This window comes from Bradyrhizobium guangdongense (assembly GCF_006483445.1).
Classification (GTDB): Bacteria; Pseudomonadota; Alphaproteobacteria; order Rhizobiales; family Xanthobacteraceae; genus Bradyrhizobium; species Bradyrhizobium guangdongense_A.
Window position 1 is genome coordinate 1 of the sequence record NZ_PPPT01000192.1, and the last position, 24,774, is coordinate 24,774.

The 24,774-nt window shown below is 64.6% G+C and carries 26 protein-coding genes; 15 read left to right on the top strand and 11 right to left on the bottom strand.

Going from position 1 to position 24,774, the window contains the following annotated elements; all coding sequences use genetic code 11:
• Nucleotides 1-73: 73 nt before the first annotated feature.
• From C2U70_RS26275 to C2U70_RS26285, 3 genes are read right to left on the bottom strand one after another with little or no spacing between them, the layout of a single operon-like run.
• The gene (locus C2U70_RS26275) at nt 74-805 is read right to left on the bottom strand and encodes an amino acid ABC transporter ATP-binding protein (protein ID WP_140981534.1); all 732 of its coding nucleotides are present in this window, start codon (nt 803-805) and stop codon (nt 74-76) included.
• A complete protein-coding gene (locus C2U70_RS26280; protein WP_140981535.1) occupies nt 802-1,455 on the bottom strand; it encodes an amino acid ABC transporter permease in 654 nt (217 codons plus the stop codon). Before C2U70_RS26280 ends, C2U70_RS26275 begins: the two co-directional genes overlap by 4 nt.
• Before the next feature lie 3 nt (nt 1,456-1,458).
• Nucleotides 1,459-2,217 carry an ABC transporter substrate-binding protein gene (locus C2U70_RS26285; protein ID WP_140981536.1) on the bottom strand — a complete coding sequence of 253 codons (759 nt, stop codon included), beginning with the start codon at nt 2,215-2,217 and terminating at the stop codon, nt 1,459-1,461.
• A 178-nt stretch (nt 2,218-2,395) separates the two neighbouring features.
• Here C2U70_RS26285 and C2U70_RS26290 point away from each other — a divergent pair, with 178 nt between their 5' ends.
• Nucleotides 2,396-3,046, top strand: coding sequence for a helix-turn-helix domain-containing protein (locus C2U70_RS26290; protein WP_186294482.1), 651 nt, complete (start codon nt 2,396-2,398; stop codon nt 3,044-3,046).
• A 108-nt stretch (nt 3,047-3,154) separates the two neighbouring features.
• On the opposite strand, the gene C2U70_RS26295 is transcribed toward C2U70_RS26290, so the two are convergent.
• A complete protein-coding gene (locus C2U70_RS26295) occupies nt 3,155-4,420 on the bottom strand; it encodes a D-amino acid dehydrogenase (protein ID WP_140981538.1) in 1,266 nt (421 codons plus the stop codon).
• A gap of 73 nt (nt 4,421-4,493) precedes the next feature.
• Complete coding sequence (locus C2U70_RS26300; protein WP_140981539.1) at nt 4,494-5,822, bottom strand: aspartate aminotransferase family protein; 1,329 nt, start codon at nt 5,820-5,822, stop codon at nt 4,494-4,496.
• Nucleotides 5,823-5,970: 148 nt separating this feature from the next.
• Between C2U70_RS26300 and C2U70_RS26305 the strand changes: the two genes are divergently transcribed.
• Nucleotides 5,971-6,519 (top strand): cupin domain-containing protein, encoded by a 549-nt coding sequence (locus tag C2U70_RS26305; protein WP_140981540.1) that lies wholly within the window; start codon nt 5,971-5,973, stop codon nt 6,517-6,519.
• A gap of 2 nt (nt 6,520-6,521) precedes the next feature.
• Here the strand turns inward: C2U70_RS26305 and C2U70_RS26310 are convergent, their stop codons facing one another.
• From C2U70_RS26310 to C2U70_RS26320, 3 genes are read right to left on the bottom strand one after another with little or no spacing between them, the layout of a single operon-like run.
• Nucleotides 6,522-8,777: a xanthine dehydrogenase family protein molybdopterin-binding subunit gene (locus C2U70_RS26310; RefSeq protein WP_140981541.1), complete on the bottom strand. Its 2,256-nt coding sequence runs from the start codon at nt 8,775-8,777 to the stop codon at nt 6,522-6,524.
• Nucleotides 8,770-9,825 (bottom strand): FAD binding domain-containing protein, encoded by a 1,056-nt coding sequence (locus tag C2U70_RS26315; RefSeq protein WP_140981542.1) that lies wholly within the window; start codon nt 9,823-9,825, stop codon nt 8,770-8,772. The genes C2U70_RS26310 and C2U70_RS26315 overlap by 8 nt, the downstream gene beginning before the upstream one ends.
• The gene (locus C2U70_RS26320; RefSeq protein WP_140981543.1) at nt 9,822-10,319 is read right to left on the bottom strand and encodes a (2Fe-2S)-binding protein; all 498 of its coding nucleotides are present in this window, start codon (nt 10,317-10,319) and stop codon (nt 9,822-9,824) included. The genes C2U70_RS26315 and C2U70_RS26320 overlap by 4 nt, the downstream gene beginning before the upstream one ends.
• Nucleotides 10,320-10,560: 241 nt before the next feature.
• Between C2U70_RS26320 and C2U70_RS26325 the strand changes: the two genes are divergently transcribed.
• Entirely contained in the window at nt 10,561-11,190 is a 630-nt protein-coding gene (locus C2U70_RS26325; RefSeq protein ID WP_186294485.1) for a TetR/AcrR family transcriptional regulator, read from the top strand.
• On the opposite strand, the gene C2U70_RS26330 is transcribed toward C2U70_RS26325, so the two are convergent.
• Entirely contained in the window at nt 11,191-12,117 is a 927-nt protein-coding gene (locus C2U70_RS26330; RefSeq protein WP_140981545.1) for a LysR family transcriptional regulator, read from the bottom strand. It lies immediately after the preceding gene.
• 73 nt (nt 12,118-12,190) lie between these two features.
• Here C2U70_RS26330 and C2U70_RS26335 point away from each other — a divergent pair, with 73 nt between their 5' ends.
• Together C2U70_RS26335 and C2U70_RS26340 are read left to right on the top strand one after the other, a co-directional pair.
• Complete coding sequence (locus C2U70_RS26335; protein ID WP_140981546.1) at nt 12,191-12,607, top strand: cupin domain-containing protein; 417 nt, start codon at nt 12,191-12,193, stop codon at nt 12,605-12,607.
• 70 nt (nt 12,608-12,677) lie between these two features.
• Nucleotides 12,678-13,082: a DUF4864 domain-containing protein gene (locus C2U70_RS26340; RefSeq protein WP_140981547.1), complete on the top strand. Its 405-nt coding sequence runs from the start codon at nt 12,678-12,680 to the stop codon at nt 13,080-13,082.
• A 415-nt stretch (nt 13,083-13,497) separates the two neighbouring features.
• Here C2U70_RS26340 and C2U70_RS26350 read toward each other — a convergent pair whose 3' ends face one another.
• The gene (locus C2U70_RS26350) at nt 13,498-14,793 is read right to left on the bottom strand and encodes an MFS transporter (protein ID WP_433960710.1); all 1,296 of its coding nucleotides are present in this window, start codon (nt 14,791-14,793) and stop codon (nt 13,498-13,500) included.
• 43 nt (nt 14,794-14,836) lie between these two features.
• On the opposite strand from C2U70_RS26350, the gene C2U70_RS26355 reads away from it, so the two are divergent.
• The 10 genes from C2U70_RS26355 to C2U70_RS26400 all read left to right on the top strand — a co-directional run bounded on the left by C2U70_RS26355 (nt 14,837) and on the right by C2U70_RS26400 (nt 23,498).
• The gene (locus C2U70_RS26355; protein ID WP_246666869.1) at nt 14,837-15,355 is read left to right on the top strand and encodes a hypothetical protein; all 519 of its coding nucleotides are present in this window, start codon (nt 14,837-14,839) and stop codon (nt 15,353-15,355) included.
• A gap of 75 nt (nt 15,356-15,430) precedes the next feature.
• Nucleotides 15,431-15,715, top strand: a complete 285-nt coding sequence (locus C2U70_RS26360; RefSeq protein ID WP_140981548.1) for a hypothetical protein — start codon at nt 15,431-15,433, stop codon at nt 15,713-15,715.
• Between the two features lie 21 nt (nt 15,716-15,736).
• The gene (locus tag C2U70_RS26365) at nt 15,737-17,161 is read left to right on the top strand and encodes a TolC family protein (RefSeq protein WP_140981549.1); all 1,425 of its coding nucleotides are present in this window, start codon (nt 15,737-15,739) and stop codon (nt 17,159-17,161) included.
• A gap of 12 nt (nt 17,162-17,173) precedes the next feature.
• The gene (locus C2U70_RS26370; protein ID WP_140981550.1) at nt 17,174-18,496 is read left to right on the top strand and encodes a copper oxidase; all 1,323 of its coding nucleotides are present in this window, start codon (nt 17,174-17,176) and stop codon (nt 18,494-18,496) included.
• A gap of 33 nt (nt 18,497-18,529) precedes the next feature.
• Nucleotides 18,530-18,991: a cupredoxin domain-containing protein gene (locus tag C2U70_RS26375; RefSeq protein ID WP_140981551.1), complete on the top strand. Its 462-nt coding sequence runs from the start codon at nt 18,530-18,532 to the stop codon at nt 18,989-18,991.
• A gap of 11 nt (nt 18,992-19,002) precedes the next feature.
• On the top strand, nt 19,003-19,302 hold the full coding sequence (locus C2U70_RS26380) for a copper-binding protein (protein ID WP_140981552.1): 300 nt from the start codon (nt 19,003-19,005) through the stop codon (nt 19,300-19,302).
• A gap of 377 nt (nt 19,303-19,679) precedes the next feature.
• Complete coding sequence (gene flhA, locus C2U70_RS26385) at nt 19,680-21,815, top strand: flagellar biosynthesis protein FlhA (RefSeq protein ID WP_186294483.1); 2,136 nt, start codon at nt 19,680-19,682, stop codon at nt 21,813-21,815.
• A gap of 292 nt (nt 21,816-22,107) precedes the next feature.
• The gene (locus C2U70_RS26390) at nt 22,108-22,308 is read left to right on the top strand and encodes a hypothetical protein (RefSeq protein WP_140981554.1); all 201 of its coding nucleotides are present in this window, start codon (nt 22,108-22,110) and stop codon (nt 22,306-22,308) included.
• Between the two features lie 190 nt (nt 22,309-22,498).
• Complete coding sequence (locus C2U70_RS26395) at nt 22,499-23,101, top strand: ABC transporter substrate binding protein (RefSeq protein ID WP_140981555.1); 603 nt, start codon at nt 22,499-22,501, stop codon at nt 23,099-23,101.
• Nucleotides 23,073-23,498 (top strand): ABC transporter substrate binding protein, encoded by a 426-nt coding sequence (locus tag C2U70_RS26400; RefSeq protein ID WP_186294484.1) that lies wholly within the window; start codon nt 23,073-23,075, stop codon nt 23,496-23,498. Before C2U70_RS26395 ends, C2U70_RS26400 begins: the two co-directional genes overlap by 29 nt.
• Nucleotides 23,499-23,502: 4 nt before the next feature.
• Here the strand turns inward: C2U70_RS26400 and C2U70_RS26405 are convergent, their stop codons facing one another.
• The gene (locus C2U70_RS26405) at nt 23,503-24,741 is read right to left on the bottom strand and encodes an NAD(P)/FAD-dependent oxidoreductase (protein WP_140981557.1); all 1,239 of its coding nucleotides are present in this window, start codon (nt 24,739-24,741) and stop codon (nt 23,503-23,505) included.
• Nucleotides 24,742-24,774 lie beyond the last annotated feature (33 nt).

A 24,774-nucleotide genomic window follows, 5' to 3' on the forward strand; every position in this document is an offset into this window, starting at 1 on the left:
CGGCACCGGCGCAACGGCGGTGTCGGCATAGAGCGACGGCGGCAGCGGAAGGCGGGCGTTCATTGCGAAACCATCAAAGCGGATGCAGCACACGCCGCAAAAAGTCCTGCGTGCGCGGATGCTGGGGTTGGTTGAGCACAGTCTTCGCAGGCCCCTGCTCGACGATGACGCCACCGTCGATGAACAGGACGCGGTCGGCGACGTCGCGCGCAAAACCCATCTCGTGGGTCACCACCACCATGGTCATGCCGTCATCGGCGAGCTTGCGCATGACAGAGAGGACGTCGCCGACCAGCTCGGGGTCGAGCGCCGAAGTCGGCTCGTCGAACAGAATAGCCTTCGGTTGCATCGCCAGCGCACGCGCAATGGCAACGCGCTGCTGCTGGCCGCCGGAGAGTTGCGGCGGATGTGCGTCGGCCTTCTCGGCCAGCCCCACCTGCGCGAGCAGCGCGCGGCCGCGCTCCAGCGCCTGGGCGCGCGGCTCCTGCTTTACGAAGAGCGGTCCTTCAACGACATTCTCGAGCGCGGTGCGATGCGGAAACAGGTTGAAGCGCTGGAACACCATCGACACTTGCGTCCGGATCGACACGATCGACGGCGCATCGCGGTTCACCCGCAGACCCTCGACGCTGATCTCGCCGCGGTCATAACTTTCGAGCCCGTTGATACAGCGCAAAATGGTCGACTTGCCGGAGCCTGAAGGACCGACGATGCAAACGACCTCGCCCTTCTCGACTGAGGCCGTGATGCCCTTCAACACCTCGACCTTGCCAAAGCTCTTGTGGACGTCCGTGAGCTCGATCATCGCTTGCCCGCCCGCTTCTCGAAGTGACGGACCAGCAGGATCAGCGGAATGCTCATGGTGAGATACATCAGCGCCACCAGCGTGAACACGCTGGTGTTCTTGAAGGTCGAGGACGCGATCAGTTTTCCTTGTAGGGCGAGCTCAGCGACCGTGATGGTGGAGGCTTGCGAGGAGTCCTTCAACATCATGATCATGACGTTGCCGTAGGGTGGCAGCACGATGCGCACGGCTTGCGGCAGCACCACGCGGCGCATGGTCAGCCACCAGCCCATGCCAATCGACTGCGCGGCCTCGATCTGGCCCTTGTCAATCGCCTCGATGCCGGCGCGGAAGTTTTCCGCCTGATAGGCCGAATAGGCGATTCCGAGCCCGAGGATGGCGGCCTGTAGCGCGGACAGTGTGACGCCGAGATCCGGCATCACAAAATAGAGGTAGAACAGCAGCACGATGATCGGGATGCCGCGGATCACGTTGATCACGCTGGCACTGATCCCGGAGAGGATGCCGATGCCGGACACCCGCATCAGCGCCCACAGCAGGCCCAACACGGTCGAAAGCAGCAGCGATCCGATGGTGACGATGATCGTGAGCGCGACGCCGTTCAGGAGGATCGGGAAGAACTCGACGGTGTCGCGCCAAAAACCCTGCATCGATCAGCCCTTCAGGCCCCACTTCTCCAGGATCTTGTCGACAGTGCCGTTCGCCTTCAGCTTGGCGAGCGAGCCGTTGATCTTGGCGAGCAGCTCCTGATCGGTCTTGCGCACGCCGATGCCGACCGAACCGACGGTGACGGGCTTGTAGCTGGCAACGAGCTTCACCTCGGGGAAGCCGCCCTGCTTGAGATTGTAGGCGAGGATCGGATAGTCGGCGAAGCCGGCCTTGAGGCGGCCGGCGTTCACGTCGCGCAGGATGTCGGGAATGGTGTCGTAGGCCTTCACTTCGGAGAACAAGCCGGTCTTCTTCAGGGCATCGACGAAGGCGGTGCCGACCTGGGCGCCGACGACCTCGCCCTTCAAATCCTCCTGGGAGGCGTAGGCTTTTGCGTCGCCCTTCGGCACGATGAGGCCTTCGCCATAGGTGTAAATCGGGTCGGAGAAGTCGATGACCTCCTTGCGCGGCGCGGTGATGAACATCGCGGCCGCGATGATGTCGATCTTGTTCGAGGTCAGCGACGGGATCAGCGCCGAGAACTGCATCGGCTCGATCTGCACGTTGAGGCCGGCATCCTTGCCGACTTCGGTGATGAGATCGACCATCACGCCCTGGATGGTGTTGGTCTTGGTGTCGAGGAAGGTGAAGGGAATGCCCGTCGGCGTCGAGCCGACCTTCAGCACCTGCTGCGCCTGGGACGGCAGGCTGACGGCAATGGCGAGCGCCGCAACCGCGGCCCGGACAATACGCTTCAACGGCATCGCAACCCCCTCTGGGTTCGGCCGACGGCGGCGCGCCGCGCTTTGCTGACAGACGTTGCGGGCCGCGCCGTTTCGGCCTATTTTCACCAATATGAAAATTTGGTCACACTTTGGCTGACGATGCAAGCGGTTTTCATGCACATGAAGGAAGCGGTTTGACGTGAGCGGTGGCAAGAGAATGCGCAGACCGGCCGCCTCCAAGCCGGTGAAGAAGGCCAAGGTAGCAGCCAGATCGGCTGCGAAGCCAGCCGAGCCTGCGATGGACATCGCGGTCGGGCGCCGCATCCGCGATCTCAGGCGGACGCGACAACTCTCGCTGGAGACGGTGGCCGAGCGCACGTCATTGTCGATCGGCTTCCTCAGCCAGATCGAGCGCGGCCTTTCGTCACCGTCGCTGCGCGTGCTTGCAACCATCGCCGACGTGCTCGGCGTCGGCATCGCCGCGCTGTTCGGCGCGAGCCCGAGCGCGGACGGCACGAGCGATCACGTCGTGACGCGCGGGCTGCAGCGGCCGGAGTTAAAACTCTGGCGCACGGGCATCTCGAAGCAATTGCTGAGCCCGGCGGGTGCGGAGAACAAGCTCAATCTGTTTCTCGTGCATCTCGAGCCCGGCGGCTCCACCGGCGACGAGCTCTACACCCATGACGGCGAAGAGGCCGGCCTCGTGCTCGAAGGCGAGATGCTGCTGACGGTGGATACGGAGACGTGGTCGTTGAAGGAAGGCGACAGCTTTCGGTTCGCCAGCCGGCGGCCACACCGGTTTTCCAATCCGGTAGATGATGCGAAGGCCGTGGTGCTGTGGGTGAATTCCGTGACGGGGGCGACGTAACTCTTCTGCCTCTCCCCCGTCATTGCGAGCGCAGCGAAGCAATCCAGAATCTCGCCGCGGATGCGGTCTGGATTGCTTCGCTACGCTCGCAATGACGTGGAGGGAGCGTCAGCCGAACCGGTGACTATACCGCTCGACCGTCAGCTCGCTGGTGTCGATCTCCGGCTTCTTGCCGGAGATCATGTCGGCGAGCACGCGGCCGGAGCCGCAGGCCATGGTCCAGCCGAGGGTGCCATGACCGGTGTTGAGGTGCAGGTTGGCGTAGCGCGTCGCGCCGATCACGGGCGGGCCGTCCGGCGTCATCGGACGCAGGCCGGACCAGAACGTCGCCTTGGAGAGATCGCCGCCGCGCGGGAAGAGATCGGTCAGGGAATGATCGAGCGTGGCGCGGCGTGCCGGATAGAGCTTATCGGAATAGCCCGAGATCTCCGCGGTGCCGCCGACACGGATCCGATCGCCGAGCCGCGTGATCGCGACCTTGTAGCTCTCGTCCATCACGGTCGATTCCGGCGCGCCTGAGGCGTCCTTGATGGGCACCGTGATCGAATAGCCCTTTACCGGATAGACCGGCAGCGAAATGCCGAGTGGGGCGACGAAGCGCGACGACCAGCTTCCGAGGGCTACGACATAGGCATCCGCCTGGAGCGTGCCGGCGCCGGTGGAGACGCCGGTAATCTTCGATGCATCGGCGATCAGACCGTTGATGGCCGTGTCGAACATGAAGCGCACGCCGAGCTTTTCGGCCTCGCGCGCCAGCGCCTGCGTGAACATGTGGCAGTCGCCGGTCTCGTCCTGCGGCAATCGAAGCCCGCCGGCGAATTTCTCCTTCACGCTGGCCAAGGCGGGCTCGGCCGCGATGCAGCCTTCGCGGTTCAACACCTCGTAGGGCACGCCATACTGCTTGAGCACGGCGATATCCTCGACCGTGCCATCGAGCTGCGACTGGTAACGGAAGAGCTGCAACGTGCCTTGCGAGCGCTCGTCATACTTGATGCCGATGTCGCTGCGCAGCACGCGGAGGGCGTCGCGGCTGTACTCCGCGATCGGGATCATGCGGCTCTTGTTGACGGCGTAGCGCGCCGACGTGCAGTTGCGCAGCATCTTGAGGAGCCACAGCCACATCACGGGATCGACCTTGGGCCGGATCACCAGCGGGCCATGCTTCATCAACAGCCATTTGACCGCCTTCACGGGAACGCCGGGGCCGGCCCAGGGCGATGAATAGCCGGGTGAGACTTCGCCGGCATTGGCAAAGGAGGTCTCGAGCGCCGGCTGCGGCTGACGGTCGACGACCGTCACGTCATGGCCGGCGCGCGCAAGGTAGTAGGCAGAGGTGACACCGATGACACCGCTGCCGAGAATGACGACTTTCACGATTGACTACGCTCCCGCGGCGTCAGTGCGCCGCTTCAAACTATCAGAACTCCACCAGCCGCGGGAGCAATAATCAGGCCACGCGCTTGATGGCGTCGCCGAGGATCGAGACCATCCGGTCGATGTGGCTCTTCTCGACAATCAGGGGCGGCGACATCGCGAAGGAGTCGCCGGCCATGCGCAAATAAAGACCGGTGTTGAAGCAGTCGACCATCACGTCATAGCCGCGCGCACCGACGACGCCTTCACGCGGCGCCAGCTCGACCGCGCCCATCAGGCCGCAATTCCGGATGTCGATGACGTTCGGCAGACCTTTGAGCGAATGCAACGCATCCTGCCAGTACTGGGCGATCGACGCACCGCGCGTCAGCAGGCCCTCGTCCTTGTAGATGTCGAGCGTCGCGAGGCCTGCAGCGCAAGCGACCGGATGCGCCGAGTAGGTGTAGCCGTGGAACAGCTCGATCTGGCCTTCGGGGCCGGTCATCAGGCCGTCATAGATCTTGCGGGCGGCGAACACCGCGCCACACGGCACGGTGCCGTTGGTGATGCCCTTGGCCGTCGTCATCAGGTCCGGCGTAACACCGAAATAGTTGGCGGCGAACGGCGTGCCGAGACGGCCGAAACCGGTGATGACCTCGTCGAAGATCAGGAGGATGCCGTGCTTGTCGGCGATCTCGCGCAGGCGCTTGAGGTAACCTTGCGGCGGCGGCAGCACCGCGGTCGAACCCGGCACCGGCTCGACGATGACGGCGGCGATGGTCTCGGCGCCGTGCAGCGCGACTAGGCGCTCGAGGTCGTCAGCGAGCTCGGCGCCATGCGCCGGCTGCTCCTTGGCAAAGGCGTTGCGGCTGAGATCGTGGGTGTGGCGGATGTGGTCGACGCCGGGCAGATGGGTCGCAAAGGCGCGACGGTTGGCGACCATGCCACCGACCGACATGCCGCCGAAACCGACGCCGTGATAGCCGCGCTCGCGGCCGATCAGGCGGGTGCGGGTCGGCTGGCCGTTGGCGCGGTGATAGGCGAGCGCGATCTTGAGCGCGGTGTCGACCGACTCGGAGCCGGAATTGGTGAAGAAGATGCGGTCGAGCCCCTTGGGCGCGATCTCGGCGAGGCGCTCGGCGAAGTCGAAGGACAGCGGATGGCCCATGTTGAACGAGGGCGCGAAATCCAGCGTCATGAGCTGCTTCTCGACCGCAGCTGCGATCTGCTTGCGGCCGTGGCCGGCGTTGACGCACCAGAGGCCGGCGGAGCCGTCGATCACCTGGCGGCCATCGACCGTGGTGTAGTGCATGCCTTCCGCGGAGGAGAACAGCCGCGGCGCCTTCTTGAACTGGCGGTTGGCCGTGAACGGCATCCAGTGCGCATCGGTCTTGATGGTGTTCGGAATCTGGTGAAGGGTCACGGGCCACGCTCCTTTGCTGACCCGCTAGCAGAGCCACGGCGGCCGAGGGGCAACAAGTCCTTTTCTGTCTGGCCGTAACCCATTGATCTGACTGGGGCTGCCGGTCCATATTTGCGCGATCCGCAACACCTGCAACAGGGTTTTGGCCATGAGCGTCGACATCGGTGGACGGCTGCGATTCATCCGGGCGCGCCAGAAGCTGTCGCAGCGCGAGCTCGCCAAGCGCTCCGGCGTCACCAATTCGACCATCTCGCTGATCGAATCCAACCAGATGAACCCGTCGGTCGGCGCGCTCAAGCGCATCCTCGACGGCATTCCGATGGGGCTCGCCGAGTTCTTTGCGCTGGAGCCGGAGAGCCGGCGCAAGATCTTTTATCGCGCGGAGGAGCTCACGGAAGTCGGCAAGAAGCCGATCTCCTACCGCCAGGTCGGCGACAATCTGTTCGGACGGGCGTTGCAGATCCTGAAAGAGCGTTACGAGCCCGGCAGCGACACCGGGCGCGTTCATCTGGTGCATGACGGGGAGGAAGGCGGCGTGGTGATCTCGGGCAAGCTCGAAGTCACCGTCGAGGACGAGCGGCGCATCCTCAACCCGGGCGACGCCTATTATTTCGAGAGCCGCCGTCCGCATCGTTTTCGTTGCGTCGGCGGCAAGGCCTGCGAGGTGATCTCCGCCTGCACGCCGCCGACGTTCTAGTTTTAGACCAGCAGCTCCTCGATCCGGATCGGGAAGCGACGGACGCGGACGCCGGTCGCGTGCCAGACGGCATTGGCGACCGCGCCGGCGCTGCCGGTGATGCCGATCTCGCCGACGCCCTTGATGCCGAGCGCGTTCACATGCGGATCGTGCTCCTCGACCGTGAGCACGTCCAGCGAGGGCACGTCCGCGTTCACGGGGATGTGGTACTCGCCGAGATTGGCATTCATGATCCGGCCCGTGCGCCGGTCGGTGATGGCCTCCTCGTGGAGTGCAAAGGACACGCCCCAGATCATGCCGCCAAACAGCTGGCTCTTCACCAGATGCGGATTGACGATGCGCCCGGCCGCGAAGGTGCCGACCATGCGCGTGACGCGGACCTGGCCCAGTTCGGGATCGACTTTCACTTCGGCAAAGACAGCGCCATGCGCGTGCATCGCATATTCTTCCATCGCGGCTGGGTTGGCCGCGCCGGTGCCACGCGCCTCGATCTCGGCGAGTCCGGCTCGCGCCAGAATGTCGGAGTAGCTTTCCCCGCGGCTCTCGTCATCGCGCCGGAACAGCTTTCCATCCCGCGCGATCACACCTGTATTGCCGGCGCCGAAGAGCGGCGAGCGCTCGTCCTTGGTCGCGAGATCGGCAAGCTTCGCGATCACGGCCGCGCCCGCATTGTGGATCGCAGCGCCCGCGGTCGCCGTGTGCGCGGAGCCGCCGGCGATGCCGGCGTCGGGCAGATTGGAGTGACCGGATCTGAACTCGACGCGATCGACATCGAGCCCGAGGCCGTCGGCCGCGATCTGTGCGAAGGCGGTCCAGGCGCCCTGTCCCATGTCGTGCGTGCCGATCTCCACCACACCGGAGCCGTCGCGGCGGATCGCCGCGCGCGCTTCGGCCTGGAACATCAACGCCGGGAAGGTCGCGGTGCCCATGCCCCAGCCGACCAGCAGGCCGGCATCGTCGCGCATCCCGCGCGGTGCAAGCTTGCGCTTCGACCAGCCGAAGCGTGTCGCGCCCTGCTCGTAGCAGGCGCGCAGCGCCTTGGACGAGAACGGCTTGCCGGAGATCGGCTCGACCTCGGCGTAGTTCTTCAGGCGGAAGGCGAGCGGATCCATGCCGCAGGCAAATGCCATCTCGTCGATCGCGCTTTCGAGTGCAATCGATCCGGTGGCCTCGCCCGGCGCGCGCATGAACAGCGGCGTGCCGGTATCGACGCGCACCGCGTCATGCGTGGTGCGAATCGCGGGGCTGGCATAGAGCGTGTGCGAGGCGTCGGCGGCCGGTTCATAGAAATCGTCGTAGCTGCTCGACACGGTCCGCGCGTGATGCTCGATCGCAGTCAGCTGTCCTTCGCCGTCCGCGCCGAGACGCAGGCGCTGGCGGGTCGGCGCGCGATGACCGACCGGGCCGTACATCTGCTCACGGCGCAGCACGAGCTTGACCGGTTTGCCGACCAGCTTTGCCGCCATGATGCCGAGCACCGGCGGCCCGCCCATCAGCCCCTTGGAGCCAAAGCCGCCGCCGAGGAACGGACTGCGGATATGGATGTTCTCGTGCGCAAGCCCGAACAATTCGGCGATGCGGGCACGCGACAGGATGAGACCCTGGGTCGGCATGTCGATCGACAGCTTGTCCCCGTCCCAGGCGACGACGATCGCATGCGGCTCCATCGCGTTGTGATATTGCGGCGGCGTCTCGTAGGTCGCATCGATCTGCTTCGCAGCCGATGCGAGGCCTGCCTCGACGTCGCCATGCTCGTTGACGGTCGGGTTACCGACGCCGACCACCGGTGGCACGAAGACCTCGCCGGCATCGAGACCGACGCGCGGCGGCAACGCTTCGTAACGCGGCGCCAGCAACGCTGCGCCCTCAGTCGCGGCCTCCAGCGATTGGGCGATCACGACGGCAATCGGCTGGTTGGCGTAGCGGACCTCGTCGTTTTGCAGGGATTCCATCCGGAACACGAACGGGTTGGTCTTGATCTCCGGATCGATCGCAAGCTTCGGCCTGTTGGCCGAAGTCATCACCTCGACGACGCCGGGATGGCGCTTCGCCGCCGCGACATCCAGCGACGTCACGTGGCCCCGCGCGATGCTGGAGGCCGCGATCACCGCGAAGAGCATTCCTGGCAAGTGATTGTCCGCGGCATAGGTCGCCTGCCCCTTGACCTTCAGGACGCCGTCGCGACGGGTCAGCGGCTGGCCGATATTCGAACCATGCCTGACATGGGCGGGGGCGGTGGTGAGATTGAGCTCAGACATGCAGGGCTCCGGAAACAGATGCGAAGGGAGAGGCCGGCAATGCTGGAACGCGCGCAGGCGTTCCGGCTGCGGCCAGGGTCAGCGCGCGCACGACGATGCGGCGCGCCAGTTCGATCTTGAAGGCGTTGTCGCCGGACGGCTTTGCGCCTGCGAGCGCAAGCTGCGCGGCCTGCTGGAAGCTTGCCGCATCAGGCGTAGCTCCCTTCAGCACCTGCTCGGCCGTATCGGCACGCCATGGTTTGGCGGCGACACCGCCAAGCGCGAGCCGGGCTTCGGCGATCCTGCCGTTCTCGATCCGGAGCGCGGCTGCGGCCGATACGACGGCAAAGGCGTAGGACGTCCGCTCGCGAACTTTCAGGTAGCGCGCATGCGTGGCAAAGGTACGTGCCGAAGCAGGCAAACGCACAGCGACGATGAGATCGCCGGGTTGAAGCGCGCTGTCGCGCTCCGGTGCATCGCCGGGCAGACGGTGAAGCTCTGCGAGCGGCAATTCGCGGCGGCCGCTCTTGCCTTCGATCTCGACGATCGCATCGAGCGCGACCAGCGGCACGCAGAAATCGGACGGGTGCGTGGCGATGCAGCCCTCGCTCCAGCCGAGCACGGCATGCAGCCGGTTCTCGCCGTCGCGCGCATCGCAGCCGCTGCCGGCCTCGCGCTTGTTGCAACGGCTCGCCGTGTCATAGAAGTAGGCGCAGCGCGTCCGTTGCAGCAGGTTGCCACCGACCGTCGCAGCGTTGCGCAACTGCGCGGATGCACCGGACAGCAAAGCCTCCGCAACAGCGGGATAGGCCTTGGCGAAGCGGGCATCATGCGCGAGATTGGCATTGCGCACGAGCGCGCCGATGCGGACGCTGCCGTCGGCGAGAGGCTCGACCCGGTCGAGACCGGGCAAGCGGGTGACGTCGACCAGGCGATCGGGACGGCTCACCCCACCCTTCATGAGGTCGAGCAGATTGGTGCCTGCGGCAAGATAGGCCGAACCCGGCTGCGCGGCTGCTGCGACGGCCTCCGCAATCGACGCGGGGCGGACGTATTCGAACTGTTTCATGCTGAGAGCCTCTGCTTGGCTTCGTCCTGGCCGGCCTGCACCTCAAGCACGGCATCAACGATGCCGGCGTAGGCGCCGCAGCGGCAGAGATTGCCGCTCATGCATTCGCGGATGCGCTCGGGATCGTTGCCCGCCTGCGCTTCCTGCATCATGCCGATCGCGCTCATGATCTGGCCCGGCGTGCAGAATCCGCACTGGAAACCATCATGGGCGATGAAGGCGGCTTGCATAGGATGCAACTGGTCGCCGCGCGCGACGCCCTCGATGGTGAGGATGTCGGCGCCGTCATGGCTGACGGCGAGTGCGAGGCAGGAGTTGATGCGCTTGCCGTCGATGAGAATTGTGCAAGCGCCGCACTGGCCGCGATCGCATCCCTTCTTGGTGCCGGTGAGTTGCAGGCGCTCACGCAGGAGATCGAGCAGCGTGACGCGGGGATCGTCGAGGACGAAATCGCGCCGTGCACCGTTCACGGTGAGGCTGATGGAGTGGGTCATACAAGGCTCCGATCAGATATGGACATGAGTCATCGTGCGGCGTGCCGTTGCGCGACCGCCGTCGATCCGCGCCGCGCGGACATTTTCCGCGTCGGCGTTGCTCGGGGAAGATACGGAGGCACCCTCCGTTTAACAAGGGCCGCCGGAAAATTATTGGAATCCGTCAAAAGGCCGTGCGCATACAACGCGATGCAGCTAGCCAAGGGTTCAATCTAACCAATTCGTGATCTACATTGCCGGCATGGACGACCAGCCCGACCATATCCGCAAGCCGCGCGCCGATGCCGTGCGCAACCGCGAGCGCGTGCTCGAGGCCGCCAAGGCCGTGTTCAGCGCGGGTGGGCCGGAGGCGAGCCTGGAAGCCGTCGCCAAACGTGCCGGGGTCGGGATCGGCACACTCTACCGGCACTTTCCGACGCGCGAGGCGCTGTTCGAAGCGGTGTACCGGCGCGAGGTCGAGCAGCTCAGCGAGCTCGCCGAGCAATTGAAGACTGCCGAGGATCCGGTCGACGCGCTGCGGCGCTGGCTGCGCTCCAACGTCGAATTCGTCGCCACCAAAAAGGGCATGCTGGCCGCACTTGCGCTGACGTTCCAGTCCGATCTTGCCACCTTCTCGATGGACCGGCTGACCAAGGCGATTGGCACGCTGCTCGACCGCGCCGTTGCGGCCGGCCAGATGCGCGCCGAAATCAGCGCGCAGGACCTGCTCAGGGCGCTGATCGGCATGTGCTACATGCACGACCAACCCGGCTGGCAATCGTCGGTGCTGCGGATGCTCGATGTACTCGTCGATGGCCTGTGCGTGCAGCCCGCGATAAAGGCGCAACCGAAACGCCCCTCCGCCAAGCCGGCAACGAAGCGGAAGCGATAATCATCCCGTCAAAATCGGCTTCAGCGCCTCGCGCTGGAGCACGATGAAATCAAAGAACGCAGCGACCCGCGGCACGCGCCGGAGATCGGGATGCGTGAGGATGCGCCAGCTCCGCGTCAGTTCCGGGATCGGGCCGAGCACGCGCACGAGGTCGGCCTCGGCATCGCCGAGCGCGATGGGAAGCGGCCCGATGCCGACGCCTGACTTGATCGCGGAGACGAGACCGAGCACGCTGTTGATGCGCGCCGCCATCTTTGCATCCGGCGCAACCTCCTTCAGCCATTTGACGGCGCGGTGATTGGCAAGGGACTCGTCGAGCCCGACCAGCAAGTGACGCGAAAGGTCTTCGACGCGCTCCGGCCGGCCGTGCCGTTCGAGATAATCGCGGCTGGCATAGACCGCCCAGATCGACTCCGCGAGCTTGCGCCCGACCAGCTCGTCGTCGGTGTCGCCGGAGCGGAAGGCAACGTCGACCTCGCCCTTCGAGAGATCGAGATAGCGGTCGCTCATCACGAACTCGACGCGGAGAGAAGGATGCTGCGCGTGAAAGCTGTCGACGAGGCCGGACTGGATGAGCCGGGCGACGATCGGCTCCGGACAGGTGACGCGGATCACGCCCTTCATGTCCTGCTCGATATCGGTCGTCCGCCGCTCGAAATCGATGATGGTGGCCTCGATCCGCTCGGCATAGGGCAACATGGCGTGGCCGAATTCGGTGAGGCGGTAGCCGCTCGGCTGGCGCGTCACCAGGGTGCGGCCGAGCCGCCGCTCCAGTTCCTCGAGCCTGCGATGCACCGTCGACTGGCTGAGGCCGAGCGCCTTGCCGGCGGCGATCGTGCTGCCGTGCCGCGCGACCGCCAGGAAATATTTGAGGTCGTTCCAGTCGAACATGCCGGGATTATGCACTTCTGCGGCTGCCGCCCGCAATGTTGCGGCTCCCGGGCCCGGGCGGCGGCTCCTAGGGTGATGCGCATCCGTGACTTTGCAATGGAGACGTCAGATGCGCCCTCACCTCGCCCTCAGCGCCGCCATCGCCCTCGGATGGTCCAGTGCGGCAATCGCGCAGGATCATGGCGCGCACGGCATTGCCAAGCCGAATCTGGTGCTGCAGCAAGTGGTTGAGGGGCTGCCGAAGGACGACAAACAGTCGGTGCGGGTGATGACCGCGTCGTTCAAGCCGGGCGACAAGACGGTCTATCACACCCATCGTTTTCCGGTGACGGTCTACGTCCTGGAGGGCGCCTTCACCCTCGAGCTCAAGGGCCAACCGCCGCTGACGGTGAAGGCCGGTGAGGCGCTGGTGGAACCGCCCAACGTGGCAATGACCGGCTACAACCGGACCGACGGTGAGACCAAGGTCGTGATCTTCTATGTCAGCACGGTCGATACGCCATTCCTCGACCTGCTGTCGCATTAGAGGCGTTTGCCTGCGCCGCCCCGTGGCGATAACCTCGCAAGGCCGGAAACGACCAAGCGAGGACACTGCCATGCGCGCTCTCCTTGTCCTGATCTGGATGCTCTTGGGCGGCGCATCCGCGCTCGCGGCTGACGACATCGCGGCCGCGCAGGGCGTGATCCGCGCGCAGGAGCAGGCGTTCGGACGCGACGATGCCGCGGCCGCCTATTCCCACGCGGCGCCGGCGATCAAGCAGATCTTTCCGGCCGCCGACATCTTCCTGTCCATGGTGCAAAACTCCTACGCGCCGGTTTACCGGCACCGGAGCTTTGAGTTCGGCGAGGTCAAGGTCGACGGCACCTGGATCGCGCAGCGCGTCAACATCGTCGACGACAAAGGAGACGGCTGGGTCGCGCTCTACACGCTCGAGCAGCAGCCGGATGGCAGCTACAAGATCACGGGCTGTTCGCTGTTGAAGGCGGGACAGTCGGTCTAGGAGTCTGATCCTCCGGCGGTGAAGAACGACGTAAATGGAAGAGCGGCCATATCGCAAACGACAGTGACTAAAAACACCTGTTGCAATGACGCCCAAGGCGCTGAGCAGGCCGGCCAGCAAGTGGAAGAACAGGCGCATCGGGTGTCCGCAAAATCTCGCAGCTTGCGCGATGATGCTCATCTACCCCTGATTTGCCGACGTGTCAAGCTATTTTTCTATAAATCCGTATTTCTGAAATCGGCTGAAACGTCCCTTTCCCGCACGTGCACGCCGGTTCGCGTCAAGAAGACGTGTCAAAACAGGAATCTAGCGCCCCTTGCCGATTCCATCGGAACGGAAACGGCTCCGGCATTTCCTACTGTGCATGGGGTTGTTTTCGATTTTGGTGGAAGGCCCGGTGAATTCGCCCCCGGGGTCAGGTCGCAAAGCCCGGCCCGGTCCTTGCGACGTTCATCCGCGCGCGGATCAACAGCATCACCACGATCGCGAGGTTGACGGCGTTCCACGCAACGCCATTGGCGAAAGCCGCGGCGTAGGAGCCGGTGGCGTCGAAAATCACGCCCGAAATCCAGCCGCCGAAGGACATGCCGAACACCGAGGCGAAGATGACGATACCGACCCGCGTCGCGGCCTGGCTTGCCGGCATCGCTTCCCGCACGATGATGGCATAGCTCGGCACGATGCCGCCCTGGAACAGGCCGAACATCGCGGAGATCAGGTAAAGCGAAGCGAGGCTGTCGAAGAACAGATAGAACACCAGGGCAAAGCCCTGCGCGATCGACCCGATCAGCAGCGTGCGCATGCCCCCGACCTTGTCGGCGAGGAAGCCCGAACCGATCCGGCTGACGATGCCGCAGGCCATCATCAGCGACAGCATTTCGGCGCCGCGCGCCACGCCATAGCCGAGATCGCCGCAATAGGCGACGATATGGACCTGCGGCATCGCCATCGCCACGCAGCAGGAGATGCTCGCGATCGAGAGCAGCACGGTCAGCGTGTTGGTGGAGAGCTTGAGATCGACGCGCGGCGGCGGTGCATTGGCGTGATTGCGCACCTGGTCGTCGCCCATCTGGGCCCGCAGCAACAGCAGCAAGATCGACATCAGGCCCGCGCAGACGATGCCGATCCAGATATGGGTCCAGCGCCAGCCGACCGTCTCCATGCCGAAATTCACGATCGGAGGCCAGATCGCACCTGCGACATAGTTGCCGCTCGCCACGATGGTGACGGCGAGACCGCGATAGCGCTCGAACCAGTGCGAGGCTTCCGCCATCAGCGGCGCGAAGGTCGCCGACGTGCCGAGGCCGATCAGGAAATACACCGCCACGAATTGCCAGAGCTGGGTGGACAAGCCTGCCAGCACATTGGAGACGCCGAGAAAAGCGATGCTGATGGCCATCGCCGGCACGATGCCGACGCGATCGGTAATCCGGCCGGTGATGACACCGCCGAGACCGAAGCCGAACATCATGAGCGTGAAGGCCAGCGATACCGCGCCGCGCGTCGCGGCGAACTCGGTCTGCACCACCGGAATGACGACCACGACCGCCCACATGCCGACGGCCCCGATCGAACCGATCAACAGCGCGAAGACGAGTCTCACCCAGGCCTGACGCGAATCAGGGGTGAAGGCGGATGGCTTCTGTTCTGGATGACCGGGGGCGAGCACGGCGTGAACTTCTGCGCTGACGGCCTTGCGGTCAAGCATCATGCCGCGATATTAGGCATGCGCGGTGCGCTGCAATAAGAAATGCTTGGCGAAACCTCGCTTTGCAATTACTTTGCAGTCGGCGCGTGCACCATTGCCGTGCAATGAGCAGTTTTGGCGGATGTTCTTGCGATTGACGCGATCGATGCGGATTCGGGTGGGGCGGCTGATTGCCGCCGCCTATCTGTTCTGCGTCCTTGCCCCCGCTGCCGCACTGGCGACGGGGAACGCCGCGCCCTGCCTGAATGATGACGTTCACGTGACTGCCGCCCACGTGCCCGATCACCACGCCGATGCGGCTCATGTCCATGGCGATACGGCACATGATCACGCGGGAGCACACGCGCATCATCATGCAGCGGTGCCGGATACGCCGGTTCCGCATCAGCATGACGGCAACAATGCGCCCGGCCCCTGCTGCGCGATGATGTGCGCGACCGCGTTGCCCGCTGATCTTCCGAGCATTGCCAAGCCGGTTCCGCCGGTGTCCGTGTGTGCACCCGAGGTCGCCTCGCTCGTGCACGACACGACGCCTCCCCTGCTCTACCGCCCTCCCATCGCCTGACCTGACCCAACGACACGAGGCGCCGCGCTTTCGCGCGCGCGTGCCCATGCTTGTCAGCCAGATCAGGGACACTTCATGAACACGCTTTTCGGGGCGAGGCCTGCGGCCGTTCAATCGGCGCGCGGCCGGCACTTTGGATTCCATCGGCCGCTCCTGGCAGCCATCGCGATCGTGTTGTCGGGCTGCATGCCCGCAACGACGACGACACGCGTGCAGGCCGATCCTGCCGATCCCGCGGTACCAGTCGCGCGCGCCGGCTATCGCTCGACCATCGCGCCTTACAGCAGTCTGCGGCCTGGAACGCCCGCGCCTTGGCGCGAGCGCAATGACAGCGTCACGCCGCAAAAGCCGGATCGGTAGGAGCGCGCCATGAAACAAAGAATGGCCAACATATACGCGCGCTGTCTGCCCGTGATCGCCGCGCTCGGCCTCTCCGGCTGTGCAGCCTTCTCGCCCGATAGCGGCATGACGGCGGTATCGGATCTCACCACGCAGGCCATCGCGAAGGACGTGGCGTTCGTTCGTTCGCCCGAGGGCGCCGAAACCGTCAATGACAACGTTCGCCGCATGCTTGCGCGAACGCTGAGCCCTGACGCCGCTGTGCAGATCGCACTCCTCAACAACAAGGGCCTGCAAGCCGCTTACAACGAGCTGGCGCTGGCCGAGACCGACCTCGTCGCGGACAGCCTGCCGCCAAATCCCGTGTTCTCCGTCTCGCGGATCGCGGGCAACGGCGCCAGCGAGATCGAGCGCCAAGTCGTCGGCGACATCCTGGCGCTGGCAACCCTGCCGTTCCGCTCCGACATCGCGCGCGACCGCTTTCGCCAGGCGCAGTTGCGCGCCGCGCTCGCGACGCTCCGGCTCGCGGCCGATGTGCGCCGAAGCTATATCCGTGCGGTTGGCGCCAATGAGATGGTAGCGCTGCTGACGGATGCGAAGGCAACCGCTGAAAGCACGGCACAGCTAGCGGTCAAACTCGGCGAGACCGGGTCGATCAACAAGCTCGATCAGGCCCGCGAGCAGGTGTTTTACGCCGAGACCACAGCCGATCTCGCCGCCGCGCGGCAGGCCGCGACCAGCGCGCGTGAGCGCCTTGCGCGCCTGATGGGGCTATGGGATGGCGGCCTCGACTTCCGCCTTCCCAATCAACTACCGGCGCTGCCACGACGGCCATTGTCACTGCCCTCCATCGAGAGCGACGCGGTCGCGCATCGCATCGACCTGCAGATCGCGCGGCTCGAGCTGACAGCGCTTGCAAAGGCGCAAAACCTCACCGAGGCGACGCGCTTCGTGACGCTGCTCGATCTCGCCGGCATCTCGCGCCGTACACAGGATCCGGAAGGCGCGCCGTTCCGCGAGCGCGGCTTTGACGTGCAGTTCCAGATCCCGATTTTTGACGGCGGCGAAGTGCGCGTCCGCCAGGCGGTCGAGACCTACAACCTCGCCTTCAATCGCCTGACCGAGCGCGCCGTCAACGTGCGCTCGGAGGCGCGCGATGCCTACCGCGTCTATCGCTCATGCTACGACATCGCGAGCCACTATCAACGCGAGATTTTGCCCCTGCGCAGGATCATCACCGAGGAGATGCAGCTCCGCTTCTCCAGCATGCAGGTCGACATTTTTGCGCTGCTAACCGAAGCGCGCCAGCGTCTGGCATCGCTGCGCGGCGCCATCGACGCCAAGCAAAGATTCTGGCTCGCGCAGTCCGAACTCCAGACCGCCGTCAATGGCGGCGGCTCGCCTGGGGGCGGCAGCGACAATCCGACAAATATAGCCGCGGCGGCGCCCGCCGGCGGCGGCCACTGAACGGAGGCAAGAATGTTTTCCCGTCGAGGATTTTTGGGAAGCGCTGCGCTCGCAGGCGCGAGTGCGATCAGCAGCCGCGTGCAGGCCGCTTCCATTCCGGAAGCTCCACGCATGGACAAGGTGACGATGCAGCCGCCGCTGCACCCGGCGGGCGGGCCCGACTACCGCCCCGTGGTCACGCTCAACGGCTGGAGCCTGCCTTTCCGCATGAACGGCGATTGGAAGGAGTTTCATCTCGTCGCCGAGCCCGTGGTGCGCGAATTCGCCGAAGGCATGAAGGTCAATCTCTGGGGCTATAACGGCCAGTCGCCGGGGCCGACGATCGAGGCTGTCGAAGGCGACAAGGTCCGCGTCTTCGTCACCAACAAGCTTCCGGAATACACCACCGTGCACTGGCACGGCATGATCATCCCGAGCGGCATGGACGGCGTCGGCGGTCTCACCCAGCCACACATCCAGCCCGGCAAAACCTTCGTCTACGAGTTCGAGATGAAGAAGAGCGGGACTTTCATGTACCACCCGCATTCCGACGAGATGGTGCAGATGGCGATGGGCATGATGGGCATGGTCGTCGTGCATCCGCGCGATGCGAATTTCCGCGCCGTCGATCGCGACTTCGTCTTCGTGATGAGCACCTATCGCGTCGATCCCGGCACGTACTTGCCGAAGGTCAACGAGATGACCGACTTCAACATGTGGACCTGGAATTCACGGGTGTTTCCGGGCATCGATCCCCTCCCGGTGCGGCTCGGCGACAAGGTCCGCGTGCGCATCGGCAATCTCAGCATGACCAACCATCCGATCCATCTGCACGGTCACGCCTTCGCGGTGACCTGCACCGACGGCGGCTGGATTCCCGAGAGCGCGCAATATCCGGAGACGACCACCGACGTGCCCGTCGGTGCTGTGCGCGTGTTCGACGTTCTCGCCGACAATCCCGGCGACTGGGCGTTCCACTGCCACAAATCGCACCACACCATGAACGCGATGGGCCATGACATGCGCAATTTGATCGGCGTATCGCGCAAGGATCTCGCGAAGGCCGTAGGACGACTCGCGCCCGATGCGATGGTGATGGGTGAGAAGGGCATGGCGATGGGCACCATGGAGATGCCCGCCCCCGACAACACGCTCCCGATGATGTCGGGCAACGGGCAGTTTGGCCCGATCGAGATGGGCGGCATGTTCACGGTGATGAAGATCCGCGAGGGGCTCGCGCGCGACGATTATCGCGATCCCGGCCCCTACCAATTCCCCAAGGGCACCGTCGCCTATGAGGTCGAGGCGCCCACCGCCGAGCCGGCGAAGGCGCCGATGAAGAACATGAAGATGTAACCCAGTGTTTCGATCCCCCAACCGGAGAAGACGATGAAGAAGTTCACCACCCTCACGCTCGCGCTGCGCACGCTTGTGGTTCTCGCCACGCCCGCATGCGCGCACGAGAGCCATAGCCATCAAACCTACTCGGCCGGCGAACCTGGCGACCCCAAGAAGCCGGCGCGCACCATCGAGATCGCGATGAGCGAGATGGCTTACGAGCCCTCGAAGATCGAGGTGAAGCGCGGCGAGCAGATCCGCTTCGTCGTGCGCAATGTCGGCCGGGAGGACCACGAATTCCTGCTCGCCACGACGAAGGACAATTTGAAGCATGCCGAAGTGATGAAGAAGCATCCGCATATGGAGCATGACGAGCCCAATGGAGTGCGGCTCGCGCCCAACAAGAGTGCCGAGATCGTCTGGAAGTTCACCAAGGCCGGCACGTTCGAATTTTCCTGCCTCATCCCCGACCACCGCGACTACGGCATGGTCGGCCGCGTCACCGTGAAATGAAGGAGAGAGCCATGAATAAGACGATCCGCACCATCGCGGCACTCGCATTGACGTTCAACCTGACCGGCACCGCCCTGGCCGCGCAGGATTCCATCAGCGGCGAGGTCAAGAAGATCGACGAAGCCGCCGGCAAGCTCACGCTCAAGCACGGCCCCGCCAAGAGCCTCGGCATGGAGGAGCCCATGACCATGGTCTACCGCGTCAAGGACCCCGCCATGCTCAAGCAGGTCAAGGTCGGGGACAAGGTGACCTTCGAAGCCGAGGAGGCGTCGTCGGGGTATACGGTGACGAAGATTCAGAAGGCGAAGTAGGCGGCTGCCTCCACACCGTCATTCCGGGGCGCGCCGCCTTGGCGCGAGCTATGATGCGCAATGGCGCATCTGAGAGTCCATGTCTCCCCATCGCTTGCAGCGCGATGGATTCCGGGTTCGGCTCTTCGAGCCGCCCCGGAATGACGAGCTGAGGTCCCGAAACACCCCGGCCTGACCTCCTGCCGCACCCCCCGTTAACCCTTTGCTAACCATACACCGGGCAAAAATTGCCCAGTGAAGTCGAGTGTCGTCAGCCGCGTAAAACGGGAGTTCCCGTGGACGCCAGTGCGGTGCCTCACTTTCGGAACGGCGGCCCTTCGGCCGCCGCGCAGACGTTTGGGGCGCGCGGACGTCAGTCGCGCGGGGAGACAGCTACGATGGTCGACGTCACCGCGGGTGTAGGCAACCCGAAGCCCAGCATCCCCACGCTCGCCGAAATCGGCAACATCCTCAAGCGCGGCGACATCGCGCTGGCGCTCGGCATCCTCACCATCCTGGTGGTGCTGATCCTGCCGCTGCCTGCGATCGTGCTCGACCTGTTCCTGGCGATCTCGATCACGCTCTCGATCCTGATCCTGATGACTTCGCTGTTCATCCAGACGCCGCTGGAATTCTCTGCCTTTCCGACCGTCCTGCTCATCTCGACGATGCTCAGGCTTTCGCTCAACATGGCCTCCACCCGCCTGATCCTGTCGCACGGGCACGAGGGCACGGCCGCGGCCGGCCACGTCATCGAAGCCTTCGGCAGCTTCGTGATGGGCGGCAATTTCGTCATCGGCATCATCGTCTTTGCCATCCTGGTCATCGTCAACTTCGTCGTCATCACCAAGGGTTCGGGCCGCATCGCCGAAGTCGCCGCCCGCTTCCACCTCGACGCCATGCCCGGCAAACAGATGGCAATCGACGCCGATCTCTCCGCCGGCCTGATCGACGAGAAGGTCGCCAAGGAGCGCCGCAAGGAGCTGGAGGACGAAAGCGGCTTCTTCGGCGCCATGGACGGTGCCTCCAAATTCGTCCGCGGCGACGCCATCGCCGGCCTCCTCATCGTCTTCATCAACATCGTCGGCGGCATGATCATCGGCGTCGCGCAGATGGGCCTGTCCTTTGCCGATGCGGGGCGCAGCTACACGCTGCTCACCGTCGGTGACGGTCTCGTCACCCAGGTGCCGGCCCTGATCGTCTCGACTGCGGCGGGCCTGCTGGTCTCCAAGGCCGGCGTTTCCGGTGCGGCCGACAAGGCGCTGATGAAGCAGTTCTCCGGCTATCCGCAGGCGCTCGCAATGTCCTCCGCGGTCATGCTGGTGCTGGCGGCGCTGCCGGGCATCCCGACCCTGCCCTTCCTCGCGCTCGGTGCCGGCGCCGGCGCGCTCGCCTGGAACGCGCGCAACCGCAAGCGCATCACCGTCAAGGCGGAGGAAGCCGCGAAGCTTGCTCCCGCGCCGGGAACGCCGGGTGCACCCGGCGCTGCCGCAGCCGAAGAGCCGATCTCGGCCGCGCTCAAGATCGACGACCTCAAGATCGAGCTCGGCTACGCCCTGCTGCCGCTGGTCAACGGCCCCGACGGCACTGACCGCCTCACCGAGCAGATCAAGGCGCTGCGCCGCTCGCTCGCGATCGAGATGGGTTTTGTCATGCCGTCGGTGCGCATCCTCGACAACGTCCAGCTCGAAGCCAACACTTACATCATCAAGATCAAGGAGGTCGACGCCGGCACCGGCAAGATCTGGCCGAGCCAGTTCATGGTCATGGACCCCGGCGGCAACCAGGTTCAGGTGCCGGGCATCCACACGACCGAGCCGACCTTCGGTCTGCCCGCGACCTGGGTCGATGCCAGCTTGAAGGAAGAGGCTTCGCTCAAAGGCTACACCGTGGTCGACGCCGCCACCGTGCTCTCGACCCACCTCACCGAGCTGCTCAAGACCAACATGTCGGATCTGTTGTCCTACGGCGAGGTGCAGAAACTGCTGAAGGAACTGCCGAAGGAGCAGAGCGAGCTGGTCAAGGACATCGTCCCCGGCCAGGTCACGATCTCGGGCATCCAGCGCGTGCTGCAGCTCCTGCTCGCCGAGCGCATCTCGATCCGCGACCTCTCGACCATTCTGGAAGGCATCGCCGACTCGCTCGCCTTCTCGCGCAACCCCGCGACCATGGTCGAGCACGTCCGCGCTCGCCTCGCCCGGCAGATCTGCGCGCAAAACACCTCCTACAGCGGCTATCTGCCGCTGATCGCGCTGTCGGCGAAGTGGGAACAGGCCTTTGCCGAATCCATCATCGGCCAGGGCGAGGAGCGAAGCCTGGCGATGCAGCCCTCGAAGTTGTCGGAGTTCATGACCGGTGTGCGCGAGGCGTTCGAGCGCGCCGCCCGCGAGGGCGAGGCGCCGGTGCTGGTCACCTCTGCGGCAATTCGTCCCTTCGTGCGCTCTCTGGTCGAACGGTTCCGCGCCCAGACCACCGTGCTGTCGCAGGCCGAAATCCATCCGCGCGCCCGTCTGAAGACGGTCGGAAGCATCTGATTTGTCTTAAAAAGCCGTGTGTTTTTCGGTCACAGGCAACTGCTTTTTGACTTTTTGGGGTCAAACCCCGGACTCACACGGGAAACCCCAACGATTCACCTAACAAACTGATCTATCTTAATAAATATTCAGAATCGCGACTTTTCGATCGCGAAAGTTCAAGTTCTATCACGCTCTTGTGATCGCCCCTTGGGAACGAATCTCCCCAATACTAGGTTGTTGGGCACCGGAAGCATGAACCTGCCTGAACGGGCTGGCGACTACTTCGGGTAGATGGCGGCAGGAGGCTTCCATGAACCACTCGATTTACAGCGCGGATCGCTCGACCCATCTCAAGATCGTGGTCGTCGCCCTTGTCGCTGGCATCGCGGTGGCGGGCCTCGGCTTCACGGCACGCACGGGTTCGGACGATGGCCTGACCCAGACCGCCCGCGTCATCAAGGCCGGCAAGCCGGTCGCGATCACGAGCTCGAACGCGTCATTGGTGCGCTAGGAGATCTCACGGAATTCATGAATTCACGCGGCTCTTTACCAGCCCCCCAAAGTCGCCACGTGGATATGTAGACGACCCCAACCCCAAGTCGACTACAGAAAGCGCCCGCCCCCCACGGGCGCTTTCTCACGTCGGGGGTCTCACGCTTCAATCCTATTTGCTAGGCTCGTTCCGAAAGGATGGGCGAACGATGCGAAGGCGGGATTTTCTCATCTCGAGCGCCGGCGCGCTTGGTGCATGGCCCGCGGTTGCACAGGGCCAGCGGTCGAAACGGCAGCGCCGGATCGCAGTCGTGGCGCCCGGCCGCACTATCGAGGAACTGAAGACCAGCCCGTATTATCTGACTCTGTACGATCAACTTGCCAAACATGGTTTCGTTGAGGGGCAAAATCTGGTCATCGAGCGCTATTCGGGCGCAGGGCGATTGGATGGGTATGCCGATATCGCCAGAACCGTCGTAAGCAGCAACCCGGAGGCCATTTTCACCACTGCCAATCCGATGACGCTTGCGATGAAAGGCGCAACGCGAACGATCCCCATCGTGACCATCATTGGCGATCCCCTGCTCACCGGCATCGCGGCCAGTCTGGCGCACCCCGGTGGCAACGTGACAGGCATCACCATCGATGCGGGCATCGACCTCCATGGCAAGCGATTGTCCCTGTTGCGTGAGACAAAGCCGGATGCGTCGCGGCTTGCGTATCTTGCATCCTCACCCCGCCTGGAAGCAGCCTCAGGCTGCGGCGGTGCGAGAGGCCGCGCAGTTGTTGAAGCTCACCCTGACTCACGTTGACCTTGGCAGCATTTTTAATGACGCCGCCTATTCCCGAACTGTCGGTGAGATCGAAGCGGCAAGAGCCGAGCTTCTGCTGGTGTCTGACGAACCTGAACACCTCTCGAACAGCAAGGCGTTGATCGACGTCGCGGCCGGGACGCGGCTGCCTGCAATGTACCCGTTTCGCGATCTCGCGCTGGCTGGCGGCTTGATGGCCTATTATCGCGACCTGCACGACGCACTGCGGCAGGCTGGAGACCAGATTGCGCAGATACTGGACGGCGAAAATCCGGCCGAGATGCCGTTCCGTCAGCCGACGAGTTTCAAGCTGTCGATCAACGCGAAGACGGCACAGGCCGTCGGGGTCGTCGTGCCCCAGACATTGCTGGCCAGCGCAGACGAGGTGATCGAATGAACCGCTACGGCTTCCGCGACGGAGACGCCGCGCTGTAAGTCGGTGGCGGAGCCTGCACGGTCGGCGCGGCGGCGGCGAACAGGTCTTCCTTGCTGCCGGTGAGCGGCGGATAGATGCGCTTGTGGTTGATGGTCAGCTTGGTTGCCTTCGCGGCCTGTCCGCTGGTGCGGACCTCGCGGTCCCAGCCTTCCGTATAGAGCGCGCCCCACGCACCGAGATCGAGCACGGTCACGTACCAGTCGATCCGCAGCGGCAGCATCGGCAGGCCGAGCAGATCGGCCATCACATTGTGGCCGGCGAAGCGGCCCATCGGGCGCGCGAACTGACAGGACATGACGGTGGGATGCAGGCCGTCGACCACGCTCGAGGCGACGTCACCAGCGGCAAAGACATGGGAGAGATCGGCGACCCGCATGAAGGGATCGACCAGGATGCGGCTGTGACGGTCGCGTTCGACCCGCAGGCCGGCAGCTAGCGGGCTCGCCCGCATGCCGGCGCACCACACCACAGTCTGCGCCGGGATGAGTTCACCGGAGCTCAGTCTGACGCCGCCGGCTTCGACTTCCGTCACGCGCTCGCCGAGGCGCGTCTCGACCTCGAGTGACGAGAGCGCCTCGGTGATGACGGGCCGCGCGTGGTCGCCGATGGTTGCGCCGACCACGGGGTTTGGATCGACGAGGATGATGCGGTGGCCGCCATTGATACCGGCGCGCCGGAGCTTGTCCGGCATCTCGGCCGCGACCTCGATGCCGGTGAAGCCAGCACCGACCACCACGACGTTACTTCGTCCCGGCGACGGCCCGCTGCGGCCGAGCCAGGCGAGATGATCGTCGAGCCGAAGCGCAGCGGCGTAGGTGTCGACGTCGAAGGCGTGCTCCGCGAAACCGGGAATGTCGGGGCGCGGCACTTCGCTGCCGAGGGCAAGCACTAGCCGGTCATAAGTCAGCACCTCCTCGCCGCCGCCGGTGACGAGCGAGATTCGACGCCTTGCAGGATCGATCGCCTCGACCTCGCCGATGCGATGAACCACGCCGACCGGATCGAGCAGTTGTCCGAGCGGGATCGCGGCTTCGCTGAGATCGACCTCGTAATTGCGGACGCGGATGTTGTGATAGGGATTGCGGTCGATCACGACAATTTCGACATCGCGGCCGGCGAGACCTGCTTCATCGCGCTTCCGCGCAGCGCCAATCGCGGCCCATAGCCCCGCGAACCCCGCCCCGAGCACAACGATACGCGACATCCTTGTCCGTCCGGCTTGTCGTTCGAGCGCGAT

What these genes read in the sequence shown, in the direction of transcription:
- C2U70_RS26335 (WP_140981546.1), top strand. Translation starts at nt 12,191, where the DNA reads ATGCGCCCTCACCTCGCCCTCAGCGCCGCCATCGCCCTCGGATGGTCC.
- C2U70_RS26370 (WP_140981550.1), top strand. Translation starts at nt 17,174, where the DNA reads ATGTTTTCCCGTCGAGGATTTTTGGGAAGCGCTGCGCTCGCAGGCGCG.
- C2U70_RS26315 (WP_140981542.1), bottom strand. Translation starts at nt 9,825, where the DNA reads ATGAAACAGTTCGAATACGTCCGCCCCGCGTCGATTGCGGAGGCCGTC.
- C2U70_RS26365 (WP_140981549.1), top strand. Translation starts at nt 15,737, where the DNA reads ATGGCCAACATATACGCGCGCTGTCTGCCCGTGATCGCCGCGCTCGGC.
- C2U70_RS26375 (WP_140981551.1), top strand. Translation starts at nt 18,530, where the DNA reads ATGAAGAAGTTCACCACCCTCACGCTCGCGCTGCGCACGCTTGTGGTT.
- C2U70_RS26405 (WP_140981557.1), bottom strand. Translation starts at nt 24,741, where the DNA reads ATGTCGCGTATCGTTGTGCTCGGGGCGGGGTTCGCGGGGCTATGGGCC.
- C2U70_RS26275 (WP_140981534.1), bottom strand. Translation starts at nt 805, where the DNA reads ATGATCGAGCTCACGGACGTCCACAAGAGCTTTGGCAAGGTCGAGGTG.
- C2U70_RS26310 (WP_140981541.1), bottom strand. Translation starts at nt 8,777, where the DNA reads ATGTCTGAGCTCAATCTCACCACCGCCCCCGCCCATGTCAGGCATGGT.
- C2U70_RS26320 (WP_140981543.1), bottom strand. Translation starts at nt 10,319, where the DNA reads ATGACCCACTCCATCAGCCTCACCGTGAACGGTGCACGGCGCGATTTC.
- C2U70_RS26390 (WP_140981554.1), top strand. Translation starts at nt 22,108, where the DNA reads ATGAACCACTCGATTTACAGCGCGGATCGCTCGACCCATCTCAAGATC.
- C2U70_RS26395 (WP_140981555.1), top strand. Translation starts at nt 22,499, where the DNA reads ATGCGAAGGCGGGATTTTCTCATCTCGAGCGCCGGCGCGCTTGGTGCA.
- C2U70_RS26340 (WP_140981547.1), top strand. Translation starts at nt 12,678, where the DNA reads ATGCGCGCTCTCCTTGTCCTGATCTGGATGCTCTTGGGCGGCGCATCC.
- C2U70_RS26280 (WP_140981535.1), bottom strand. Translation starts at nt 1,455, where the DNA reads ATGCAGGGTTTTTGGCGCGACACCGTCGAGTTCTTCCCGATCCTCCTG.
- C2U70_RS26380 (WP_140981552.1), top strand. Translation starts at nt 19,003, where the DNA reads ATGAATAAGACGATCCGCACCATCGCGGCACTCGCATTGACGTTCAAC.
- C2U70_RS26285 (WP_140981536.1), bottom strand. Translation starts at nt 2,217, where the DNA reads ATGCCGTTGAAGCGTATTGTCCGGGCCGCGGTTGCGGCGCTCGCCATT.
- C2U70_RS26350 (WP_433960710.1), bottom strand. Translation starts at nt 14,793, where the DNA reads ATGATGCTTGACCGCAAGGCCGTCAGCGCAGAAGTTCACGCCGTGCTC.
- C2U70_RS26360 (WP_140981548.1), top strand. Translation starts at nt 15,431, where the DNA reads ATGAACACGCTTTTCGGGGCGAGGCCTGCGGCCGTTCAATCGGCGCGC.
- C2U70_RS26290 (WP_186294482.1), top strand. Translation starts at nt 2,396, where the DNA reads ATGCGCAGACCGGCCGCCTCCAAGCCGGTGAAGAAGGCCAAGGTAGCA.
- C2U70_RS26305 (WP_140981540.1), top strand. Translation starts at nt 5,971, where the DNA reads ATGAGCGTCGACATCGGTGGACGGCTGCGATTCATCCGGGCGCGCCAG.
- flhA (WP_186294483.1), top strand. Translation starts at nt 19,680, where the DNA reads ATGGTCGACGTCACCGCGGGTGTAGGCAACCCGAAGCCCAGCATCCCC.
- C2U70_RS26325 (WP_186294485.1), top strand. Translation starts at nt 10,561, where the DNA reads ATGGACGACCAGCCCGACCATATCCGCAAGCCGCGCGCCGATGCCGTG.